The organism is Solicola agrisoli (genome assembly GCF_049059935.1).
Classification (GTDB): Bacteria; Actinomycetota; Actinomycetes; order Propionibacteriales; family Nocardioidaceae; genus JAURVT01.
In genome coordinates, this window is record NZ_JBMGQR010000006.1 from 72,433 (window position 1) to 91,067 (window position 18,635).

Below are 18,635 nucleotides of genomic sequence, written 5' to 3' on the forward strand. Positions count from 1 at the left end.
GTCACGACCTCGGCCCGGTCACCCCGAGCTCGCGGGTGAACCCGTCGGGCACCACGACGTGCTCGGGCGCGAGCTGGTCGATCGACGACAGCCCGAGGCCGAGCAGGGCCGAGTCGATGCCGCCGCGCAGCACGTCGAGGACGTTCTCGACGCCCGCCTGCCCGTTGGCCGCCAGGCCCCACAGGTAGGCGCGCCCGATCATCACGGCACGGGCCCCGAGGGCGACGGCCTTGACCACGTCGCTCCCCCGGCGGATGCCGCCGTCGAGCAGGACCTCGACCTGGTCGCCCACGGCCGCGGCCACCGACGGCAGCACCCGGATGGTGGCCGGGGTGCCGTCGAGGTTGTTGCCGCCGTGGTTGGACACCGAGATCGCGGTGACGCCGGAGTCGACGGCGCGGCGCGCGTCGTCGACGCGGCACACCCCCTTGAGCATGAACGGGCCGCCCCACTCCTCGCGCATCCAGACCACGTCCTCCCAGGTGGGCGGGGGCGTCTGCATCCACTCGCCGTAGGCGCCGAAGAACGTGGGTCCCTTGACCGCCCCCGGCGCCGCGAGGTTGGGCGCCGTCAGGTCGGGCAGCTCGCCGGTGCGGGCGAACGCCGCCAGCCAGCGCGGCCGGCGCAGCACCTGCGGGGCGAACTTGATCGCGGTGGCGAGGTCGACCTTCTCGGGGATCTCCGGGCTCCCCCAGTCGCGGCCCATCGAGAACGACCAGTCGAGCGTGGCGATCAGGCCGACGGCGCCGGCGGCGCGCGCCCGGTCCATCCGTTGGACCATCACGTCGCGGTCCCCGGTCCAGTACATCTGGAAGAAGGTCTGCGGGTTGACGGCCGTGACCTCCTCGACCGACCTGCTGGCGAAGTTGCTCAGCCCCATCACCGTGCCGCGGGCGGCGGCGGCGCGGGCCACGGCCACCTCGCCCTCGGGGTGGACGGCCTGGACGCCGGTCGGCGAGATGATCACCGGCATCGAGATCGGCTGCCCCATCACCGACGTGGCCTGACCACGGTCGGGCTGGTGCCCCGCGACGTGCGGGGCGAACCCGAGCTCGCCGAACGCGGCGAGGTTGTCGTCGATCGTGGTGCCGCGCTCGGAGCCGGCCACCAGCGCCGAGTACACCGACGACGGCAGCCTCTTGCGCGCCCGCCTCTGCGCCTCGGCGACGGACTCGAACCACGGGTTCTGCGCCCACGGGTTCGCGAGCCACTCGGGTCGGGACACGGGATGCCTCCTCAGCTCGGGGTGAAGCCGGCCAGGGGGTCCTCGGCGCACGCCGAGACCGGCGGCGCCGCGGGCGCGAGGACGTCCTCGCGCCGGGTGAGCGTGAGCATCACCGGCTGGTTGCGGGCGGGCGTCGTGCGCGAGTGGTCCCGGCTGGCGGCCGGGACCCGACGGTCGCCGGCCAGAGCGTGCTCGCCGTGGCCCTGGACGCACTCGGGGTCGGGGCCGTCGAGCGGCAGGCCGGTGAAGAACTTGGCCGCCATGCAGCCGCCGCGGCACGCGTCGAAGAACGTGCAGCGCGTGCAGGCGCCCGAGGTCTGCGGCGAGCGGAGGTCGGCGAACAGCTCCGAGCGCTGCCAGACCTGCTGGAAGCCCCCGTCGGCCAGGACGTTGCCGGCCAGGAACGTGTCGTGGATCGCGAACGGGCACGCGTACACGTCACCGACCGGGTCGATCAGGCACACCACGCGACCGGCCCCGCAGAGGTTGAGACCGGGCAGCGCCTCGCCGAACGGCGCCAGGTGGAAGAACGAGTCACCGGTCAGCACGCCCTCGCCGTGCGCGACGAGCCAGTCGTAGAGGACGCGCTGCTGCTCGGGCAGCGGGTGCAGCTCGTCCCAGACGTCGGCGCCGCGCCCCGACGGGCGCATCCGCGTCAGGCGCAGGGTCGCGCCGAAGCGGTCGGCAATCGCCTTGAGCTCGTCGAGCTGGGTGACGTTCTGCCGGGTGACCACCACGGAGACCTTCGCGTCGCGGAACCCGGCGTCCTGGAGGTTCTGCAGGGCCGTCAGCGCGGTGTCGAACGAGCCGGGCCCGCGGACGTGGTCGTTGACCTCGGCGGTGGCGCCGTCGAGCGAGACCTGCACGTCGACGTAGTCGGTGGACGCCAGCATCCGCGCTCGGTCGGGCGTGATGCGCACCCCGTTGGTGGAGAACTTGACCCCCACCTGGTGGTCGACGGCGTACTGCAGCAGGTGCCAGAAGTCGGGGCGGATCGTGGGCTCGCCACCGCCGATGTTGACGTAGAACACCTGCATCCGCTGCAGCTCGTCGATCACCGCCTCGCACTGCTCGGTGGAAAGCTCGTCGGGGTCGCGCCGGCCCGACGACGACAGGCAGTGCGCGCACGACAGGTTGCAGGCGTACGTCAGCTCCCAGGTCAGGCAGATCGGTGCGTCGAGACCGACCTCGAACTGGTCGATCAGGGTGCCGCCCGCGGGGGTGGTGCGGGTCGGGCGGTCGTCGAGCAGGGTCATCGGGCGGTCCCTTCGAGCTGGAGCATGTCGGACGAGGCGAGGCCGCGGAGCGCGGCCAGGTACGCCGGCCACTGCACCGGGGGCACCTCGGCGGACTCGAGAGCGCCCCGCACCGACGTCGAGCCGGCGAGGGCGCGCACGACCGCGACGAGCTCGGGCCGCTTGAGGAACGTCAGCCGCCGGTTGGCGAAGTGGTAGGCCAGCGCGCCGAAGGGCTCGGGGCGCAGGGCGACCGACGTCGACAGGCTCCAGCGCTCGTCGAGCATGGCGTCGGCCGTCTGCGTGGTCACGTCGGCCTCAGTACACGCCGCACATGCCGTCGATGGACACGTCCTCCACGAGGTCGTCGACGACGACCTCCTCGGCGACGTCCTGACCGGTGGCGGCGGGGCTCGGGTCCATGTCTGCTCCTGGGCTCGTGGGCGGTGCGGTGGGCCCAGCATCGTCGCGGCGGTGCCGGGCAGGTGTTCAGGTTCTGGACACAACCGCCCGGTCAGTAGGTGGTGATCCGCAGGCCGCGCATGCGGGCGTACAGGGTCGTGCGCGACACCCCGAGGGCACGCGCGGCGCGCGCCTTGTTGCCGTCGGCTGCTCGCAGGGCCGTGACGATGACGTCGCGCTCGGCCTGCTCCAGCGGCGCCATCGGCTCGGTGGGACGGGCGGTGCGGTACTGCTCGGGAAGGTCGTCGACCGTGAGGCCGCCGGTGGAGCGTTGCGACGCCGCGTGCACGAGCACCGCCTCCAGCTCGCGCAGGTTGCCCGGCCACGGCTGCGCGGCCAGGGCCCCGACCGCGCCGGGCGTCAGGTGCACCGACGAGCACGTGGCGACGCGCCGCAGGATCGTGGCGGCCAGCTCGGGGACGTCCTGCCGGCGGGCCGACAGCGGCAGCAGCTCCTCGCGCGTCGTCGCGACGCCGGCCAGGGCGGCGGCGCGGCCGGTGAGGCCGTCGACGGGGCCGGACGTGAGCACCAGCGCGGGCCGTCCGGGACGGTCGACGGCCGTGCCCACGAGGTCGACGAGGGCGTCGGGCAGCAGGTCGACGCCGTCGACGCAGACCGTGCCGACCCCACGGCGCACCGCCGCGTCGAGGTCGGCCGCCCAGGCGGTCGGGCCGCGGACCAGCGCGTCGGCGGCCGTCAGGACGGTGACGGGCTGACGACAGGCGAGCTCGGTGGCGCGCGTCGTCCGTCCGGTGCCGGGCGCGCCGGCCACCAGGACCGGGGCGCTCGACGAGACGGGGGGCGAGGGCAGCGGGACGCGGCGCGACGCGTCGCGCAGGTCGATGCTCAGCAGCAGGCCGTCGCGGGCCCCACCGACCCGCAGCACCTCGACGGCCACCGCCTCGCCGCTCTCGAGCGTGAGGTCGAGCGACGACCGGTCGGCGTGGCAGGGGTCCTCGGCGAGCGCACGCAGCAGCGCGAGGTCCGACGGCCCGAGCAGGTCGGACGCGGTGCGGTTCGACAGCACGAGGTCCTCGCCGATGGCCACGACGGCACGACGCCGCTGGCGCGACGCGGCCTGGAAGGCCCACAGCAGGTTCTTCTCCGACGTCCGGCTGCCCTCGAGCAGCCGCTGCTCGACGTCGTGCGCGGCGCGCTCGATGAGCGGCGGCAGCAGCGGGCTGGCGCGGTCGACCACCGAGGAGATGTCGAGGACGCCCTCGATCCGACGGGTGAGCGGGTGCCGCACCGGGTGGCCGTAGCAGCTGAACCCGCGCAGGGGCTCGACGAAGTGCTCGGGGCCGTTGACCACCATGCCGTGCCGGGTCTCCATCACCGTGCCGAGGGCGCTGGTGCCGATCGCGTCCTCGTCGAGGTTGGCGCCGAGCACGATGTTGAGGCCGTCGAAGCTCTCGCGGGCGTCGGCGTCGTCGAACCAGCGCCGCACGATCCGGCAGTCGCGGTCGACGAGGACCGTCAGGTAGCCGGTGCCCTGCAGGCTCGCCTCGAGCTCGTCGAGCACGGGGGCCGCGCCCCGCACCAGCGAGCTCTGCAGGTCGACCTCGGCGGGCACCAGCCGGTCGAACGCGCCCGCGGGGTCCAGACCGGAGAGCGCGACGCGGTGCCAGGACTGGGCGATGTCGGGGCGGACGCCGCGCGCGTCGGGGAGGTCGAGCATCGACACCTCCGACGGTCGGCGTGTGACCTGTGCCACAGATCATGCACTGTGCCACCGGGTCGTCGGATGTTCAATAACTGAACACGTCGGCCGGAGGGCCCGTGCGAGTGTGACCGGGATCACCGACGCCAAGGAGACCCCATGAAGACCAAAGCCGCCGTCGTCCACGAGTTCGGCAAGCCCATCGAGATCGAGGAGCTCGACCTGGACGGCCCCCAGGCCGGCGAGGTGCTCATCCGGTACACCCACGCCGGGTTGTGCCACTCGGACGTGCACGTCGCCCACGGCGACCTCGAGGCCAGGCTCCCGATGGTCCTCGGGCACGAGGGCGCGGGCATCGTCGAGGAGGTCGGCGCCGGGGTCACCCGCGTGGCGGTGGGCGACCACGTCGTCTGCTCGTTCATCCCCAACTGCGGCTCGTGCCGCTACTGCGCCAACGGTCAGCAGTCCATCTGCGACATGGGCGCCACCATCCTCGAGGGCTACCTGCCGGGCGACCGCTTCCCGATCACCGGGCCGCGCGGCCAGTACGGCGCCATGTGCATGCTCGGCACCTTCAGCCAGTACGGCGTCATCCACCAGAACTCGTGCGTGAAGGTCGACGACGACCTGCCGCTGGAGAAGGCCGTCCTCGTCGGGTGCGGGGTCCCGACGGGCTGGGGCGCGGCGGTCAACACCGCGAACGTCAAGGCCGGCGACACCGTCGCGATCTTCGGCATCGGCGGCATCGGCATCAACGCCGTGCAGGGTGCGCGCCTGTCGGGTGCCAAGAACATCGTGGTGGTCGACCCGCTGGAGAACAAGCGCGAGAAGGCGATGGAGCTCGGTGCGACGCACGCGTTCGCCAGCGCCGACGAGGCGCAGGAGAAGATCACCGACCTGACCCGGGGACAGATGGCCGACTCGGCCATCCTCACGCCCGGCCTGATGACCTCGGAGATCGTGGCCAGCGGCTTCAACGCGATCGGCAAGGGCGGCACCGTCGTCCTCACCGGCCTCAACAAGCTCGACGAGCAGAACATCGAGCTCCCGGGCTCGATCATGACGCTGTTCCGCAAGACGCTGAAGGGCAGCCTGTTCGGCGACTGCAACCCCACCACCGACATCCCCAAGATCCTCGGGCTCTACCAGAGCGGCGACATCAAGCTCGACGAGATCATCACCCGGACCTACACGCTGGAGCAGGTCAACGAGGGGTACGACGACCTCCTCGCCGGCAAGAACGTGCGCGGCGTCGTCGTGCACGAGCACTGACGGCGTGACGCCGACGACCCAGGGGACGGACCTGCCGACGCACGGCGGGTCCGTCCCGGTCGTCGGGCGCTCGCGCGAGGCCGAGGTGCTGGAGGCCGCCCTGCGCGGCGGCGCCCACGTCCTGCTCGAGGGACCGCCCGGCACCGGCAAGTCCACGCTGCTGCGCCGCGTCGCGTCCAGCCGGCACGTGCCGTTCGTCCTCGTCGAGGGCAACGCCGAGCTGACGCCCGCACGGCTCGTCGGCCACTTCGACCCCGCCCTCGTGCTGACGCGCGGCTACGTGCCCGACATCTTCGCCGACGGCCCGCTGCTGGAGGCGATGCGCGCCGGCGGCCTGCTCTACGTCGAGGAGCTGAACCGCATCCCCGAGGAGACGCTCAACGTCCTGCTCGCCGCGATGTCCGAGCACGAGATCGCGGTGCCGCGGCTCGGCCGGGTGCGGGCGGCCGAGGGCTTCGGCGTCGTGGCGGCCATGAACCCGTACGACGCGATCGGCACCGCACGCGTGTCGGCGGCGCTCTACGACCGCACCTGTCGCATCTCGATGGGCTACCAGTCCGCCGAGGCCGAGGCCGAGATCGTCGACCTGCGGGCACCGGGGCTCGACCCGGACTGGCGTGCCCGCGTCGTCCAGCTCGTGCGCAGCACCCGCACCGACGACGACGTCGAGGTGGGGTCGTCGGTGCGCGGCGCCATCGACGTCGCACGCGTGGGCGTGCAGCTCGCCGAGCTGCGCGGCGTGCCGAGCGACGACTGGCACGTCGGCCTGGAGGCGGCCAAGGCCTCGCTGACCGGACGCATCCGGGTGCACGACGCCACCGACCGCACGCCCGAGGACGTGGTCACCCGTCTGTACGTGGCGGTGTTCGGCGCCGAGCCCTCCCCCGACGACGACCGCGCGCCCGAGGAGGGGGCGCCGGGGGAACTCTGAGCCCGCCTCCCGGGGCGGGCACCGACCCCAGCCCGAGCAAGCCCGAGTCGCGCCAGCGGCAGAGCGCGCCGCGCACCACCGGACGCTCCGAGCTCGCCCGCAACGCCCGGTTCGCCGAGCTCTCCCCCGAGGTCGGCGAGCTCGACCTCGACGCGCTCGCGTCCGCCCTCGACGACGACCCCGACGACACCCTCACCCTGGTCGTCGAGATGGCCAGGGCCACCGACGAGGGGCTCCGCGAGGCCGTGCGGCGGCTCGTCCCGCGCCTGGTGCTCGACCAGACGCGCCGCGGCACGCCGACGCGCGGCGGCGTCGGGCGTCGTCGGACGGTGCCCGCGTGGAAGGGCGGCGAGCTCGACCTCGACCGGTCGATGGACGCGGTGCTGCAGGCGGCCTCGGAGGGCCGGCGACCGTCCGTCGACGAGCTGCAGGCCACCGACTGGGCGCGTCCCACCCTCGCGCTGTGCCTGGTGGTCGACCGCTCGGGCTCGATGAACGGCGCCCGCCTCACCACCGCGGCCGTCACCGCCGCGGCGTGCCTGGGCCGGGCACCTGCCGAGCACGCGGTGCTCGCCTTCGCCGCCGACGTGTCGGTGCTCAAGGCACTCGACGCGCCGTCGCGCGCGACCCGGACCGTCGAGGCGGTGCTGGGCCTGCGTGGCCACGGCACCACCGCGCTGTCCGACGCCCTCATCTCGGCCCGCCACCAGCTCGCCCGCGCCCGGGCGCGCCGGCGCGTCGTCGTGCTGCTGTCGGACTGCCGCGCCACCGACGACGTCGACGCGGTCCCGGCCGCGCGCGGGCTGGACGAGCTCGTCGTCCTCGCCCCGGCCGGCGACGACGACGAGGCCCGCCACTTCGCCCGCCGCAGCGGCGCACGTCTGGCGTCCGTCGCCTCCGTCCTCGACGTCCCCTCCGCCCTCGCCCACCTCCTCCAGGACGACAGGCCCTGAGACGAAGGGGAGATCAGCCACGAAGCCGATCCGTGGGTTCGGCGGTGCCCATCCGCCCCGGGCACCGGCCCGCGCCGACACGTCCTCCGAGCCGATGGGTGCCGACGAACCGACGGACCGGCGCCGTCGTTCGAGCACCCCAGCGGCGCGTGCGCCGGCGTAGACCCGCACCCACGGACCGCACCACCAGCGCCGAGTGGCGCAGAACCCGCCACGAGTGGCGCAGAAACGGGCCGGATCGCGCGTGTCGACCCCGGTACTGCGCCACTCGGCGAGCAGGCGCGGCCCCGGCGGCGGGTGGGACTACGGCTTGATGACCCGCTCGGCGACGCGGCCGACGACGAGGAAGGCGACGGCCGCCAGGGCCCAGCCGACGAGCGTCTGCTTCATCGCGGCGTTGTCGCCGGAGAAGGTGAAGATGTCGATGAACGGTCCGTCGAGCTGGCCCGCGCGGGCGAGCACCCACGAGACGATCGCGTTGTCGGGGTTGGCCTTCAGCGCGGTGAGCAGGGCGCCGACGCCGAGCACGACGGCGCAGGCCAGGGCGACGAGCCAGACCACCTGGGCCACCTTGGACCGGATCCAGCCGGCACTCTCGCCGACCTTGCGGGCCGCTCCCCTGGCGCGCGCCCTGCGGGCGGCGCGGGACTCCTCGCGGGTGGGACCGGGCTCGGGCTCGGGCACGGACGCGGCGTCGCGGCGGGCCTCGTAACCGTCGGCCACCGGGTCGTGGCCCGCGGCGATCTCGCCGGCGGTGGGAGGCGTGCGCGTGGCGGTGCCGGACGCGGTGTCGTCCCGGGCGTCGTCGCCCTTGTCCTGCTTCATGGTCCCTCCGACCGTCCCCGAGTGGTGGCACGCGGACGTGCTGACGATCACAGCAGTATGCCCGAATGCTACCGGCGGGTCACGTCGATGTGACGTGCGTCGTGCGGGGACGGCTCGGAGGTGACCGTCAGGCGGTGAGCACCATCCGGAAGCGGGGCTTGCCGTCGAGCATCTGCTGGAAGGCGGTCTGGGCCTCGGCCAGCGGCGCCTCCTCCACCATCGGACGCACCCCGGTGAGGGCGGCGAAGCGCAGGCAGTCCTCGCTGTCCTTGGCGGTGCCCGACGCGTGGCCGGCGACCAGGCGGCTGGCGAGGATCAGGTCGACGGCGGCGACCTCGAGCGGCTGCTCGGGCACGCCCACCACGACGAGGCGCCCGCGCGGCGCGAGACCGCCGACCGCCGACGTGGCGGCCGACGCGTCGGTGACCGTGGAGAGGACGACGCTCGCGCCGCCCAGCGCGGTCAGCTCCTCGGCGACGTCCTGCGTGGTGCTGTCGACGTAGTGGTGCGCGCCGAGCTGACGGGCGAAGTCGCCCTTTTCCTGGCCGCGGGCGACGGCCACGACCTCGAAGCCCATCTTGGCGGCGAACTGGACGCCCAGGTGCCCGAGCCCGCCGAGGCCGATGATCGCGACGACGTCACCGGGACGGGCGCCGCTCTCGCGCAGGGCGTTGAAGCAGGTGACGCCGGCGCACATCAGCGGAGCGGCCTCGGCGTCGGTGAGCTCGTCGGGGACGGCCGCGAGCGCGTCCGCGGGGGCGACGACGTGCTCGGCGTAGCCGCCGTCGGCGGACAGACCGGTGACCTTCTGCGCGGTGCACGAGATGAAGTCGCCGTCGCGGCACGGGACGCAGGTGAAGCACGCGCCGCCGAACCAGCCGATGCCGACGCGCTGGCCGACCTCCCACTGGGTGACGCCCTCGCCCACCGCGTCGACCGTGCCGGCCACCTCGTGCCCGGGCACCCGGGGGTAGCTGCTGGCCATGCCGCCGGCGGCCATCGCGTCGCTGTGGCAGACGCCGCAGGCGCCGGTGCGCACGCGCACCTCCCAGCGTCCCGGCTCGGGCACCTCGCGGTCGACCACCTCGAAGTCGGCTCCGGCCTGGCTCACCTGGACAGCACGCACGTGGGTCTCCTCCTCGTCGTCGGACGACCGCGGCGGCCGCCCGTCACCGATGCAACCACCGGGCGCGCCGGTGCGCACGGTGACGGAGGCCGCCGACGTCAGCGACCCTGGAACGTCGCCTTGCCGGGGCCGTTCTCGACGAAGGAGGTCATGCCGGCCTTCTGGTCCTCGGTGGCGAAGAGCGCCGCGAACTGCACCCGCTCGAGCTCCAGCCCGGTGGCGAGGTCGACCTCGATGCCGCGGTCGACGGCCTCCTTGGCCGCACGCAGCGCGACGGCCGGACCGCCCACGAACTGACGTGCCCACGCGACGGCGGCGGCGTAGACCTCGTCGGCCGGGTGCACCTGGTCGACCAGGCCGATGGCCAGCGCCTCGTCGGCGTCGACGAAGCGGCCGGTGAAGATGATGTCCTTGGCCTTGGCCGGGCCGACCAGGCGCGGGAGCCGCTGCGAGCCGCCGGCGCCGGGGATGATCCCGAGCAGGATCTCGGGCTGGCCGAGCTTGGCGTCCGACGCGCAGAAGCGCAGGTCGGTGCACATCGCGAGCTCGCACCCGCCGCCCAGCGCGTACCCGGTGATCGCCGAGACGGTGGGCTTGGGGATGTCGGCCACCGCCGTCAGGCAGGCCTGCAGCACGCCCGCCCGACGGGACATCGTGAGGTGGTCCAGCCCGGCCATCTGCTTGACGTCGGCGCCCGCGGCGAACACGCGCTCGCCGCCGTAGACGACCACCGCGGCGACGTCGTCGCGGTCCGACGCCTCGAGCGCGGCCTCGCGGATCTCGTCCTGGACGGTGAAGTCGAGGGCGTTCATCTTCGGCCGGTCGAGCCGGATGGTGCCGACTCCCCCGTCCACCTCGAGGCGTACGAACTCTCCCACGGTGTCCTCCACTCGTCCTGCGGTCACGGTCGCTCGCACGCTACCGCCCGGCCCCGTCGACGCCACCTGGACGGTGACAGGTCGGACACGGTCCGACCACTTCTGCACGCGGGGCACGAGGCGCACGCGATGATGGTCCGATGGAGATCCTCGGGGGCGCGCCGGCCCCGCTCGGCGCGAGCCTCGCCGACGGCGGAACGAACGTCGCGATCTGGGCGCCCCGGGCGTCGGCGGTGTCGCTGTGCCTGTTCGACGACGACGGTGTCGAGACCACGCTCGCCCTCCCCGGTCGCACCGACGGCGTCTGGCACGGACTCGTCCCGGGCGTCGGCGCAGGGCAGCTCTACGGCTTCCGCGTCGACGGCCACCACGACGTCCTCGACGGCGCCCGCTTCGACGCCGACGCCGTGCTGCTCGATCCCTACGCCAAGGCCGTCGTCGGCGGCATCGAGGACTCCGCGTCGACGATGCGCGGCGTCGTGGTCGACGAGACCTTCGACTGGCAGGACGACGCCGCCCCGCGCGTCCCGTGGGAGCGCACCGTCGTCTACGAGACCCACGTCCGCGGCCTCACCGTCACGCACCCCGATGTGCCCGAGGAGCTGCGCGGCACCTACGCCGGCCTCGCCCACCCGGCGGTGCTCGACCACCTCACGGGACTCGGCGTCACCACCGTCGAGCTGCTGCCCGTCCACCACTTCGCCACCGAGCCGCACGCGGCGGCCCGCGGCGTGCAGAACTACTGGGGCTACAACACCGCCGGCTTCCTCGCGCCGCACGGGCCGTTCAGCTCGTCGGGCGACCGCGGCGAGCAGGTGGTCGAGTTCAAGCAGATGGTCCGGGCCCTGCACGCCCGGGGCCTCGAGGTCGTGCTCGACGTCGTCTACAACCACACCTGCGAGGGCGGCCCGGACGGCCCCCTGGTGCACCTGCGCGGCCTCGACGACGGCGCCTACTACCGCCAGGCCGACGGCGAGTACCTCGACTCCACCGGCTGCGGCAACACCATCAACGTCTCGTTCGAGGCCGTCGCCGACCTCGTGCTCGACTCGCTGCGCTACTGGGTCACCGACATGCACGTCGACGGGTTCCGCTTCGACCTCGCGTCGGCGCTCGCCCGCGGGCGCCACCACGACGTCCGGGTCGCCGGCTCGCTGCTCGAGCGGATCGCCGACGACCCGGTGCTGCGCGACGTCAAGCTGATCGCCGAGCCCTGGGACGTCACGGCCGAGGGCTACCTCGTCGGCGCCTGCCCCACGGGCTGGAGCGAGTGGAACGACCGGTTCCGCGACGACGTGCGCGACTTCTGGCGCGGTGCCGGCGGCGGCGTCAGCGCGCTGGCGTCGCGCGTCGCGGGGTCGTCGGAGGTCTACGAGCCCACCGGACGCGGGCCGCGCGCGTCGGTCAACTTCGTCACCGCGCACGACGGCTTCACGCTGCGCGACCTGGTGTCGTACGACGACAAGCACAACGAGGCCAACGGCGAGGACAACCGCGACGGCTCGGGCGACAACCACTCCTGGAACTGCGGCGTCGAGGGCGAGACCGACCACCCCGAGGTGCTCGAGCTGCGACGGCGCCAGTCGCGCAACCTGATGGCGACGCTGCTGCTGTCGGCCGGCGTGCCGATGATCGCCCACGGCGACGAGCTCGGCCGCACGCAGGGCGGCAACAACAACGCGTACTGCCAGGACAACGAGGTGGCCTGGGTCGACTGGTCGGTCGACCCCGACTGGTCGCACCTCGCCCCGCTCGTGCGCGACCTCGCACGCCTGCGCACCGAGCACCCGCTCCTGAGCCCGGCCGCCTTCTTCACCGGCGAGGAGTTCGCCCCGGGGCGTCGCGACCTCGGCTGGTGGCACCCCGCGGGCCGCGAGCTCACCGAGGCCGACTGGCACGACAAGGACCTGCGCAGCCTCGCGATGGCGCTCGACCAGCCCGAGGGCGAGGCGCTGCTCGTGCTCTGGCACGCCGGCGCCGACCCGCAGACGTGGACGCTGCCGCCCACGTTCGCCGGTCGCCGCGTCGACGTCCTGCTCGACACCGCCGAGCCCCGGTCGTCGGTGGTGGGCACGCGCGACGGCCAGGTCGTGGTCAGCGCGCGCAGCGTCGTCGTCCTGGCCGCCACTCCGGCCTGACGTATCAGGCGGGCACCGACCTGCTCCTCCCCCTCGACACACCACCTCCCGCCGCCCTCCCGTCTCGGGCGGGGCCGGGTGGCCCTCAGCCCTGAGGGGGCACACGATGAAGAGACACCTCCGCGACAACTACTACGTCGTCGGCGAGGGCGTCGTCGACGGCGACGCCGAGCAGCACTACCGCTGCCATCGGCCGTCGACCGAGGCCTCGCTGCGCAAGTTCCGCTTCTCGCGGCTCGGGCCGCAGGGCGAGGACGTCGACCGCGACCTCGCCGCGGCGCTCGCGACCCGCATGACCGAGGGCGACAAGGCCGACCCCGACGAGGCGCGCGTCCCGTCGGGCTACACCTACCTCAGCCAGTTCGTCGACCACGACATGACGCTCGACAAGACCGCCGTGCACCTGGGCGACCAGGTGACCGTCGCCGAGCTCAAGCAGGGACGCTCGCCGTCGCTCGACCTCGACTCGCTCTACGGGCGCGGACCCCAGGGCGACGACGCACGGTTCTACGCGCCCGACGGCGTCCACCTGCTCACCGGGACGACGGCGCCCGCGCCGTCCCTCGGCGTTGCGGCGACGGCGCTGGCGCACGAGGGCTTCGACCTGCCCCGCGTCGGGTTCGGCTCGACCAAGGCCGCGCGGCGCGCACCGCTGATCCCCGACGGGCGCAACGACGAGAACCTCGTCGTCGGCCAGACGCACGCGGCGTTCATCCGCTTCCACAACCGCGTCGTCGACACGCTCGCCGCCGAGGGGACGCCGTCGCACCTGCTGCTCGGGGCGGCGCGCGACCTCGTCGTCCGGCACTACCAGTGGGTGCTGCGGCACGACATGCTGCCGCGTCTGGTCGACCCGGCGGTGGTCGACGACGTGTTCACGCACGGCCGCAGCGTGTTCGAGGTGCCGGCCCCGTACGAGCACTCGGCCCACGGGTCGGCACCGCTGCACGGGTACGCCGGCCCCGGCGACTCCCCCACCATGCCGATCGAGTTCTCCGTCGGCGCCTACCGGCTCGGGCACTCGATGGTCCGCGACGTCTACGAGTGGAACCGGGTCTTCAACACCGAGGGCGGGCTCGCGCCGGGCACGCTGGCGCTGCTGTTCCAGTTCTCGGGGACGAGCGGCGTGCTGTCACCGGGGGCGCTCGACCTCGGCGACCCCGACGCGGGCAGCTTCGAGGTGCTGCCCAGCAACTGGATCGCCGACTGGCGCCGGCTGTACGACTTCGCGCCGCTGGGCGTCCCGGGTCTCGTCGTCGAGCCCAAGCGCTTCAACGTCGCCAAGCGGATCGACACGCTGCTCGTCGACCCCCTGAAGAACCTGCCGCTCGGCTCGTTCGGCGGACGGGGCGCCGTGCCCCCGGCGGCGGGCCTCGAGCTCAACCTCGCGTTCCGCAACCTGGTGCGCGGCGGCATGGTCCGCCTGGCCAGCGGCCAGCAGATGGCCGCGCAGCTGGGCGTCACGCCGCTGACCGACGAGCAGCTGCTCGCCGGCGACGGCACGGGCGTCGTCGTCGACGCGTCCGACGCGGTCGCGTCCAGCCTGCTCGCGGCGGCTCCGCTGTGGTTCTACTGCCTGCGCGAGGCCGAGGTGAACGGCGGCCGTCTGGCGGGCGTCGGGGCGCGCATCACCGCCGAGGTGTTCCACCGGGCCATGGAGGGCAGCGCGACGTCCATCGTCCGCGACCCGTCCTGGCGCCCCCGGTTCGCCCGGGCGGACGGCACCTTCGAGATGGCCGACCTGCTGATGTTCGCCTTCGAGGGCAGGCCCGACCTGCTCAACCCGCTCGGCGACTGAGCAGACCCGGGAGGTCGGTGCACCGGTGCGGTCCCACCCGTCACCGGCGCACCACTCCCCACGGAAGTCCGACGGGACCCCGGCAAGTTCTCCGGGGTCCCGTCGGTTTCCCAGGTGAACCTGGGAAACCGACACCCGGCAGCGGTTCGTCAGCCGACGACGCGGACGGACGCGGCGGCGCGGCGCAGGACGCGGTCGTAGACGCCGAAGCTCGCGGTGTCGTGGGTGCTGAGGCACAGCACGACGGCGGTGGCGTGGCCGGCGGCGGGGACGACGGCGGTGACGTGACGCGCCCCGGAGCCCGGGTCGGTGCCGTAGGCGAGGGCGGCGAGGGCGTGACCCACCCGCTCGGTGCGCACGTCGTCGTAGCGGCCGTCGGCCCGCAGGCTCTCGGCCGCGCCGAGCGCGAACACGAGGGGGTCGTCGGCGTCGGCGTCGTGCACGGCGACGGTGACCGTGGCCGCCGACGGACGGCCCGCGAGACGGACGGCGCAGAACGCGGTGCCGGCGACGTCCGCGTCGGCGGCGCTGCGCGACAGCGCCTCCAGGTACCAGCCGAGGCCCTCGCGCTGGACGGGGTCGACGACGGCGAGCCGGTCGAGCAGGTCGTCCTGGTCGTGGACGCGGTCCTCGACGGCGGACGCCACCGGGACCTCGTGGAAGTCGGGGGGCAGGTCGACGTCGATGAGCGGACGGGCGTGGGCGACGGGCATCAGGTCGTCTCCTCGTCGTGGTCGCCGGCGGCGGCAGCGCCGCGCACGCGGTCGGCGAGGGACGGGCCGGGGCGGGTCGCCGGCGCGAAGGACGCGTCCTGGAGGTCGGGGGCGTCGGCGTGGGCCGGGTGGTCGAGCGCGTCGAGGAGCCGGTGCGCGCCGGGTGCGGCCGCGGCGCTCTCACGCACGCGCGGGTCGGCCTCGCCGTCGCCCACCCCGATCAGGTGGGGCACCGCGCCGGCGAGCGAGGCGACGTCGGCGACGGCGCCGCCCGCCCCGCGGGTGCGCTCGCCGCTCGCGTCGACCCAGACGTCGACCGCCCCGTCGAGGGCGTCGAACGCCGCCTTCAGGTCGCCCGCGACGTCGGGCTCGTCGCCGATCGCGTCGAGCGTGTCGGTGAGCTCGTCGGCGGCACGGGCGAGGGCCGCGGCGGCGACGCCGTGCTCCTCCTCGAGCTCGTCGACCTGGCGGTCGAGGGCGGACCGGCGGCCGGACGCGTCGTCCTCGCCGGCCAGCTGGCTCACCTGCTCGGCCAGCTCGGCGGCGCGGTCGTGGCGTCGGGCGAGCCCGTGGCGCCACTCCTGCCAGGCGGCCGTGAGGTCGGCGACGGCGCCCTCGACGGCGTCGAGGCGGGCGCGCAGGTCGGAGACGGCGTCGACCACCGACGCGCCGCGGGGGCCGCGCCAGACCGAGTCGACGACGGTGGCGTCCAGCCGTCCGCGTCCCTCGGCGAGCAGCAGCACGGCCTCGCGCAGGACGACGGTCACGTGGTCGACGGCGACGAGGTCGCCGACGACCGGGTCGCGTCCGAGGAAGCGCTCGGGGTTCACGGGCGGCCGTCCGCGTCGGCCGCGGCGCGACGGGCCTCGGCGCGGGCGTCGTCGGCACCGGTCGCCAGCACCTGCCGCAGCACCGTGCCGGCGTCGTCGGACTGCTCGGCCAGCCGGGCGAGCCGGGCGTCGAGCCGGGCCAGGGCGGTGGCGACGGCGGCCGCGTGCGGGGCCGGAGCGGTGTCGCCGGCGACGACGTCGGCGAGCATCCGTCGCACCGGCGGGGTGGCGTGCGAGAAGGACTCCATCGCCTGCGCGAGTCGTGTCACCTCGGCCTCGACGCTGCTCAGGGCTCCCACGCCGCACCTCCTCCACCGGATCGGGACCCCAGTGTGTCCCACCAGGGGGTCACACCCCAGCACGGGCGCGGCGACGTGGCGCGCGACACGACGAGACACCGTCCGACCCAACCCTCGGGGAGGTCTCCCGACTCGACGGTGGCGGGCAGGCCTCCGCAATCCCGTGGGGCTGCGTTCTCGGACGCTCGACGCCCTGGGGGGCGCCTTCGGTCCTCGGCCTTGCCCGACGGGCGCGGACGACCTGCCCGCTGACCACCGCCGAACCGGGAGACATCCCCTAGGTTGGACGCATGTTGCCCCGCATCCCCGTCATCGACGTCGAGCCGGTCGTGGAGGGCGGCGCCTACCCGGCCAAGGCCGCCGTCGGCGAGCCGTTCGCCGTCAGCGCCCGCGTGTTCCGCGAGGGGCACGACCTCCTCGGCGCCGGCGTGGTGTTCACCGACCCGTCGGGCACCGACCTGCCCCTGGTGCCGATGGTGTTCGTCGACAACGACCTCTGGGCCGCGCACGCGTCGTTCGACGAGGTGGGGCCCTGGACGTTCCGCGTCGAGTCATGGAGCGCGCCGTACGACACCTGGGAGCACGACGCGACGGTCAAGATCGAGGCCGGCGTCGACGTCGAGGTGATGCTCGCCGAGGGCGCGCAGCTGCTCGGCCGCGCGGTCACCGGCCTGCCGAGGGCCGCCCGCGAGGAGGCCACCATCCTGCGCGAGGCCGCCGCCCGTCTCGGCGACGCGAGCCTCGACGTCGGCACCCGCCTGTCGTCGGGCCTCACCCCGGCGGTGCGCGACGTCATGGCCCGCTACCCCGTCCGCGACCTCCTCGGCAGCACGCAGGCCTACCCGTTCTTCGTCGACCGCGAGCTGGCGCTGTCCACCGCCTGGTACGAGTTCTTCCCCCGCTCCGAGGGCGCGTACGTCGACGCCGACGGCACCGTCGTCCCGGGCACGCTGCGCACGGCGATGGACCGCCTGCCCGCCGTCGCCGCGATGGGCTTCGACGTCATCTACATGCCGCCGATCCACCCGATCGGCAGGGTCAACCGCAAGGGCCCCAACAACACGCTGGTCGCCGGGCCCACCGACCCCGGCTCCCCGTGGGGCATCGGCTCGGCCGAGGGCGGCCACGACGCCGTCCACCCCGACCTCGGCACCATCGACGACGTCGACGCCTTCGTCGCCCGTGCCAACGAGCTCGGGCTCGAGGTGGCCCTCGACTTCGCGCTGCAGTGCGCGCCCGACCACCCCTGGGTCGCCGCGCACCCCGAGTGGTTCACCACCCGCGTCGACGGCACCATCGCCTTCGCCGAGAACCCGCCGAAGAAGTACCAGGACATCTACCCCCTGAACTTCGACAACGACCCCGAGGGCATCTACACCGAGATCCTCCGGGTGCTGCGGCACTGGATGTCGCACGGCGTGCGGGTGTTCCGCGTCGACAACCCGCACACCAAGCCCGTCGGCTTCTGGGACCGGCTGCTCAGCGAGGTCCGCCGCACCGACCCCGACGTGATCTTCCTGGCCGAGGCGTTCACCAAGCCCACGATGATGCGGGCGCTCGGCACCGTCGGCTACCACCAGAGCTACACGTACTTCACCTGGCGCAACACCGCCGCCGAGCTGGCCGAGTACCTGGTGGAGGTCTCGCACGAGAAGTCGCACGTCATGCGTCCGAGCTTCTGGGTCAACACCCCCGACATCCTGCCCACGATCCTGCAGCACGGTGGCCCCGACGCGTTCCGCACCCGCGCGGTGCTGGCCGCCACCGGGTCGCCGTCGTGGGGCGTGTACGCGGGCTTCGAGCTGATGGAGCACACCGCGCTGCGCCCCGGCGGCGAGGAGTACCTCGACTCCGAGAAGTTCCAGGTGCGCGTGCGCGACTGGGCCGCCGCCGACGCCGAGGGCACCACCCTGGCCCCGTACCTGACGCGGCTCAACGAGATCCGCCGTGCGCACCCGGCGCTGCGCCAGCTGTCCAACGTCACGATCCACCAGAGCAGCGACGAGCGGATCCTGGCGTTCTCCAAGAAGGCCGGCGACGACGTGGTGCTCGTCGTGGTCAACACCGCGCCCTGGGCGACGGTCGAGACCACCCTCAAGCTCGACCAGCCCGAGCTCGGGCTGGAGTGGGGCGCCCACGTCGAGGTCGAGGACGAGCTCACCGGCGAGCGCTACACCTGGGGCGAGTACCCCTACGTCAAGCTCGGCCCCACCACCGCCGGCGAGCGTCCCGTCCACGTCCTCGCCCTGCGCTGACGCGGCCCGGACCTCCCGGGTCGCGCACGGGGCGC

17 protein-coding genes are annotated in these 18,635 nt (G+C 74.0%); 6 read left to right on the forward strand and 11 right to left on the reverse strand.

What is annotated here, in order from left to right; genetic code table 11:
• Nucleotide 1 precedes the first annotated feature (1 nt).
• The 5 genes from mftD to ACI6PP_RS04005 all read right to left on the reverse strand — a co-directional run bounded on the left by mftD (nt 2) and on the right by ACI6PP_RS04005 (nt 4,600).
• On the reverse strand, nt 2-1,225 hold the full coding sequence (gene mftD / locus ACI6PP_RS03985; protein WP_421109306.1) for a pre-mycofactocin synthase MftD: 1,224 nt from the start codon (nt 1,223-1,225) through the stop codon (nt 2-4).
• Between the two features lie 11 nt (nt 1,226-1,236).
• Nucleotides 1,237-2,481: a mycofactocin radical SAM maturase gene (mftC, locus tag ACI6PP_RS03990; RefSeq protein ID WP_421109308.1), complete on the reverse strand. Its 1,245-nt coding sequence runs from the start codon at nt 2,479-2,481 to the stop codon at nt 1,237-1,239.
• Nucleotides 2,478-2,771, reverse strand: a complete 294-nt coding sequence (gene mftB, locus ACI6PP_RS03995) for a mycofactocin biosynthesis chaperone MftB (RefSeq protein ID WP_421109310.1) — start codon at nt 2,769-2,771, stop codon at nt 2,478-2,480. The genes mftC and mftB overlap by 4 nt, the downstream gene beginning before the upstream one ends.
• A 7-nt stretch (nt 2,772-2,778) precedes the next feature.
• The gene (mftA, locus tag ACI6PP_RS04000) at nt 2,779-2,883 is read right to left on the reverse strand and encodes a mycofactocin precursor MftA (protein ID WP_421109312.1); all 105 of its coding nucleotides are present in this window, start codon (nt 2,881-2,883) and stop codon (nt 2,779-2,781) included.
• Nucleotides 2,884-2,974: 91 nt separating this feature from the next.
• Nucleotides 2,975-4,600: a sigma-54-dependent Fis family transcriptional regulator gene (locus tag ACI6PP_RS04005; protein ID WP_421109313.1), complete on the reverse strand. Its 1,626-nt coding sequence runs from the start codon at nt 4,598-4,600 to the stop codon at nt 2,975-2,977.
• Nucleotides 4,601-4,741: 141 nt separating this feature from the next.
• On the opposite strand from ACI6PP_RS04005, the gene ACI6PP_RS04010 reads away from it, so the two are divergent.
• From ACI6PP_RS04010 to ACI6PP_RS04020, 3 genes are all read left to right on the forward strand, one after another.
• A complete protein-coding gene (locus tag ACI6PP_RS04010) occupies nt 4,742-5,854 on the forward strand; it encodes an NDMA-dependent alcohol dehydrogenase (RefSeq protein ID WP_421109315.1) in 1,113 nt (370 codons plus the stop codon).
• A 4-nt stretch (nt 5,855-5,858) separates the two neighbouring features.
• Nucleotides 5,859-6,785, forward strand: coding sequence for an AAA family ATPase (locus tag ACI6PP_RS04015; RefSeq protein ID WP_421109317.1), 927 nt, complete (start codon nt 5,859-5,861; stop codon nt 6,783-6,785).
• Nucleotides 6,786-6,994: 209 nt separating this feature from the next.
• On the forward strand, nt 6,995-7,738 hold the full coding sequence (locus ACI6PP_RS04020; protein ID WP_421109319.1) for a VWA domain-containing protein: 744 nt from the start codon (nt 6,995-6,997) through the stop codon (nt 7,736-7,738).
• 303 nt (nt 7,739-8,041) lie between these two features.
• Here the strand turns inward: ACI6PP_RS04020 and ACI6PP_RS04025 are convergent, their stop codons facing one another.
• From ACI6PP_RS04025 to ACI6PP_RS04035, 3 genes are all read right to left on the reverse strand, one after another.
• Entirely contained in the window at nt 8,042-8,563 is a 522-nt protein-coding gene (locus tag ACI6PP_RS04025; RefSeq protein WP_421109321.1) for a hypothetical protein, read from the reverse strand.
• 127 nt (nt 8,564-8,690) lie between these two features.
• A complete protein-coding gene (locus ACI6PP_RS04030) occupies nt 8,691-9,689 on the reverse strand; it encodes an alcohol dehydrogenase catalytic domain-containing protein (protein ID WP_421109322.1) in 999 nt (332 codons plus the stop codon).
• Between the two features lie 98 nt (nt 9,690-9,787).
• The gene (locus tag ACI6PP_RS04035; RefSeq protein WP_421109324.1) at nt 9,788-10,567 is read right to left on the reverse strand and encodes an enoyl-CoA hydratase/isomerase family protein; all 780 of its coding nucleotides are present in this window, start codon (nt 10,565-10,567) and stop codon (nt 9,788-9,790) included.
• Nucleotides 10,568-10,707: 140 nt separating this feature from the next.
• On the opposite strand from ACI6PP_RS04035, the gene glgX reads away from it, so the two are divergent.
• Complete coding sequence (gene glgX, locus ACI6PP_RS04040; protein WP_421109326.1) at nt 10,708-12,705, forward strand: glycogen debranching protein GlgX; 1,998 nt, start codon at nt 10,708-10,710, stop codon at nt 12,703-12,705.
• Between the two features lie 106 nt (nt 12,706-12,811).
• A complete protein-coding gene (locus ACI6PP_RS04045) occupies nt 12,812-14,503 on the forward strand; it encodes a peroxidase family protein (protein ID WP_421109328.1) in 1,692 nt (563 codons plus the stop codon).
• Nucleotides 14,504-14,652: 149 nt separating this feature from the next.
• On the opposite strand, the gene ACI6PP_RS04050 is transcribed toward ACI6PP_RS04045, so the two are convergent.
• From ACI6PP_RS04050 to ACI6PP_RS04060, 3 genes are read right to left on the reverse strand one after another with little or no spacing between them, the layout of a single operon-like run.
• Nucleotides 14,653-15,216 carry a hypothetical protein gene (locus ACI6PP_RS04050; protein WP_421109329.1) on the reverse strand — a complete coding sequence of 188 codons (564 nt, stop codon included), beginning with the start codon at nt 15,214-15,216 and terminating at the stop codon, nt 14,653-14,655.
• Complete coding sequence (locus ACI6PP_RS04055) at nt 15,216-16,046, reverse strand: hypothetical protein (protein WP_421109331.1); 831 nt, start codon at nt 16,044-16,046, stop codon at nt 15,216-15,218. Before ACI6PP_RS04055 ends, ACI6PP_RS04050 begins: the two co-directional genes overlap by 1 nt.
• Nucleotides 16,043-16,345 carry a hypothetical protein gene (locus ACI6PP_RS04060; protein WP_421109332.1) on the reverse strand — a complete coding sequence of 101 codons (303 nt, stop codon included), beginning with the start codon at nt 16,343-16,345 and terminating at the stop codon, nt 16,043-16,045. The genes ACI6PP_RS04055 and ACI6PP_RS04060 overlap by 4 nt, the downstream gene beginning before the upstream one ends.
• A 290-nt stretch (nt 16,346-16,635) precedes the next feature.
• Between ACI6PP_RS04060 and ACI6PP_RS04065 the strand changes: the two genes are divergently transcribed.
• Nucleotides 16,636-18,600, forward strand: coding sequence for an alpha-1,4-glucan--maltose-1-phosphate maltosyltransferase (locus ACI6PP_RS04065; protein WP_421109334.1), 1,965 nt, complete (start codon nt 16,636-16,638; stop codon nt 18,598-18,600).
• Nucleotides 18,601-18,635: the final 35 nt, after the last annotated feature.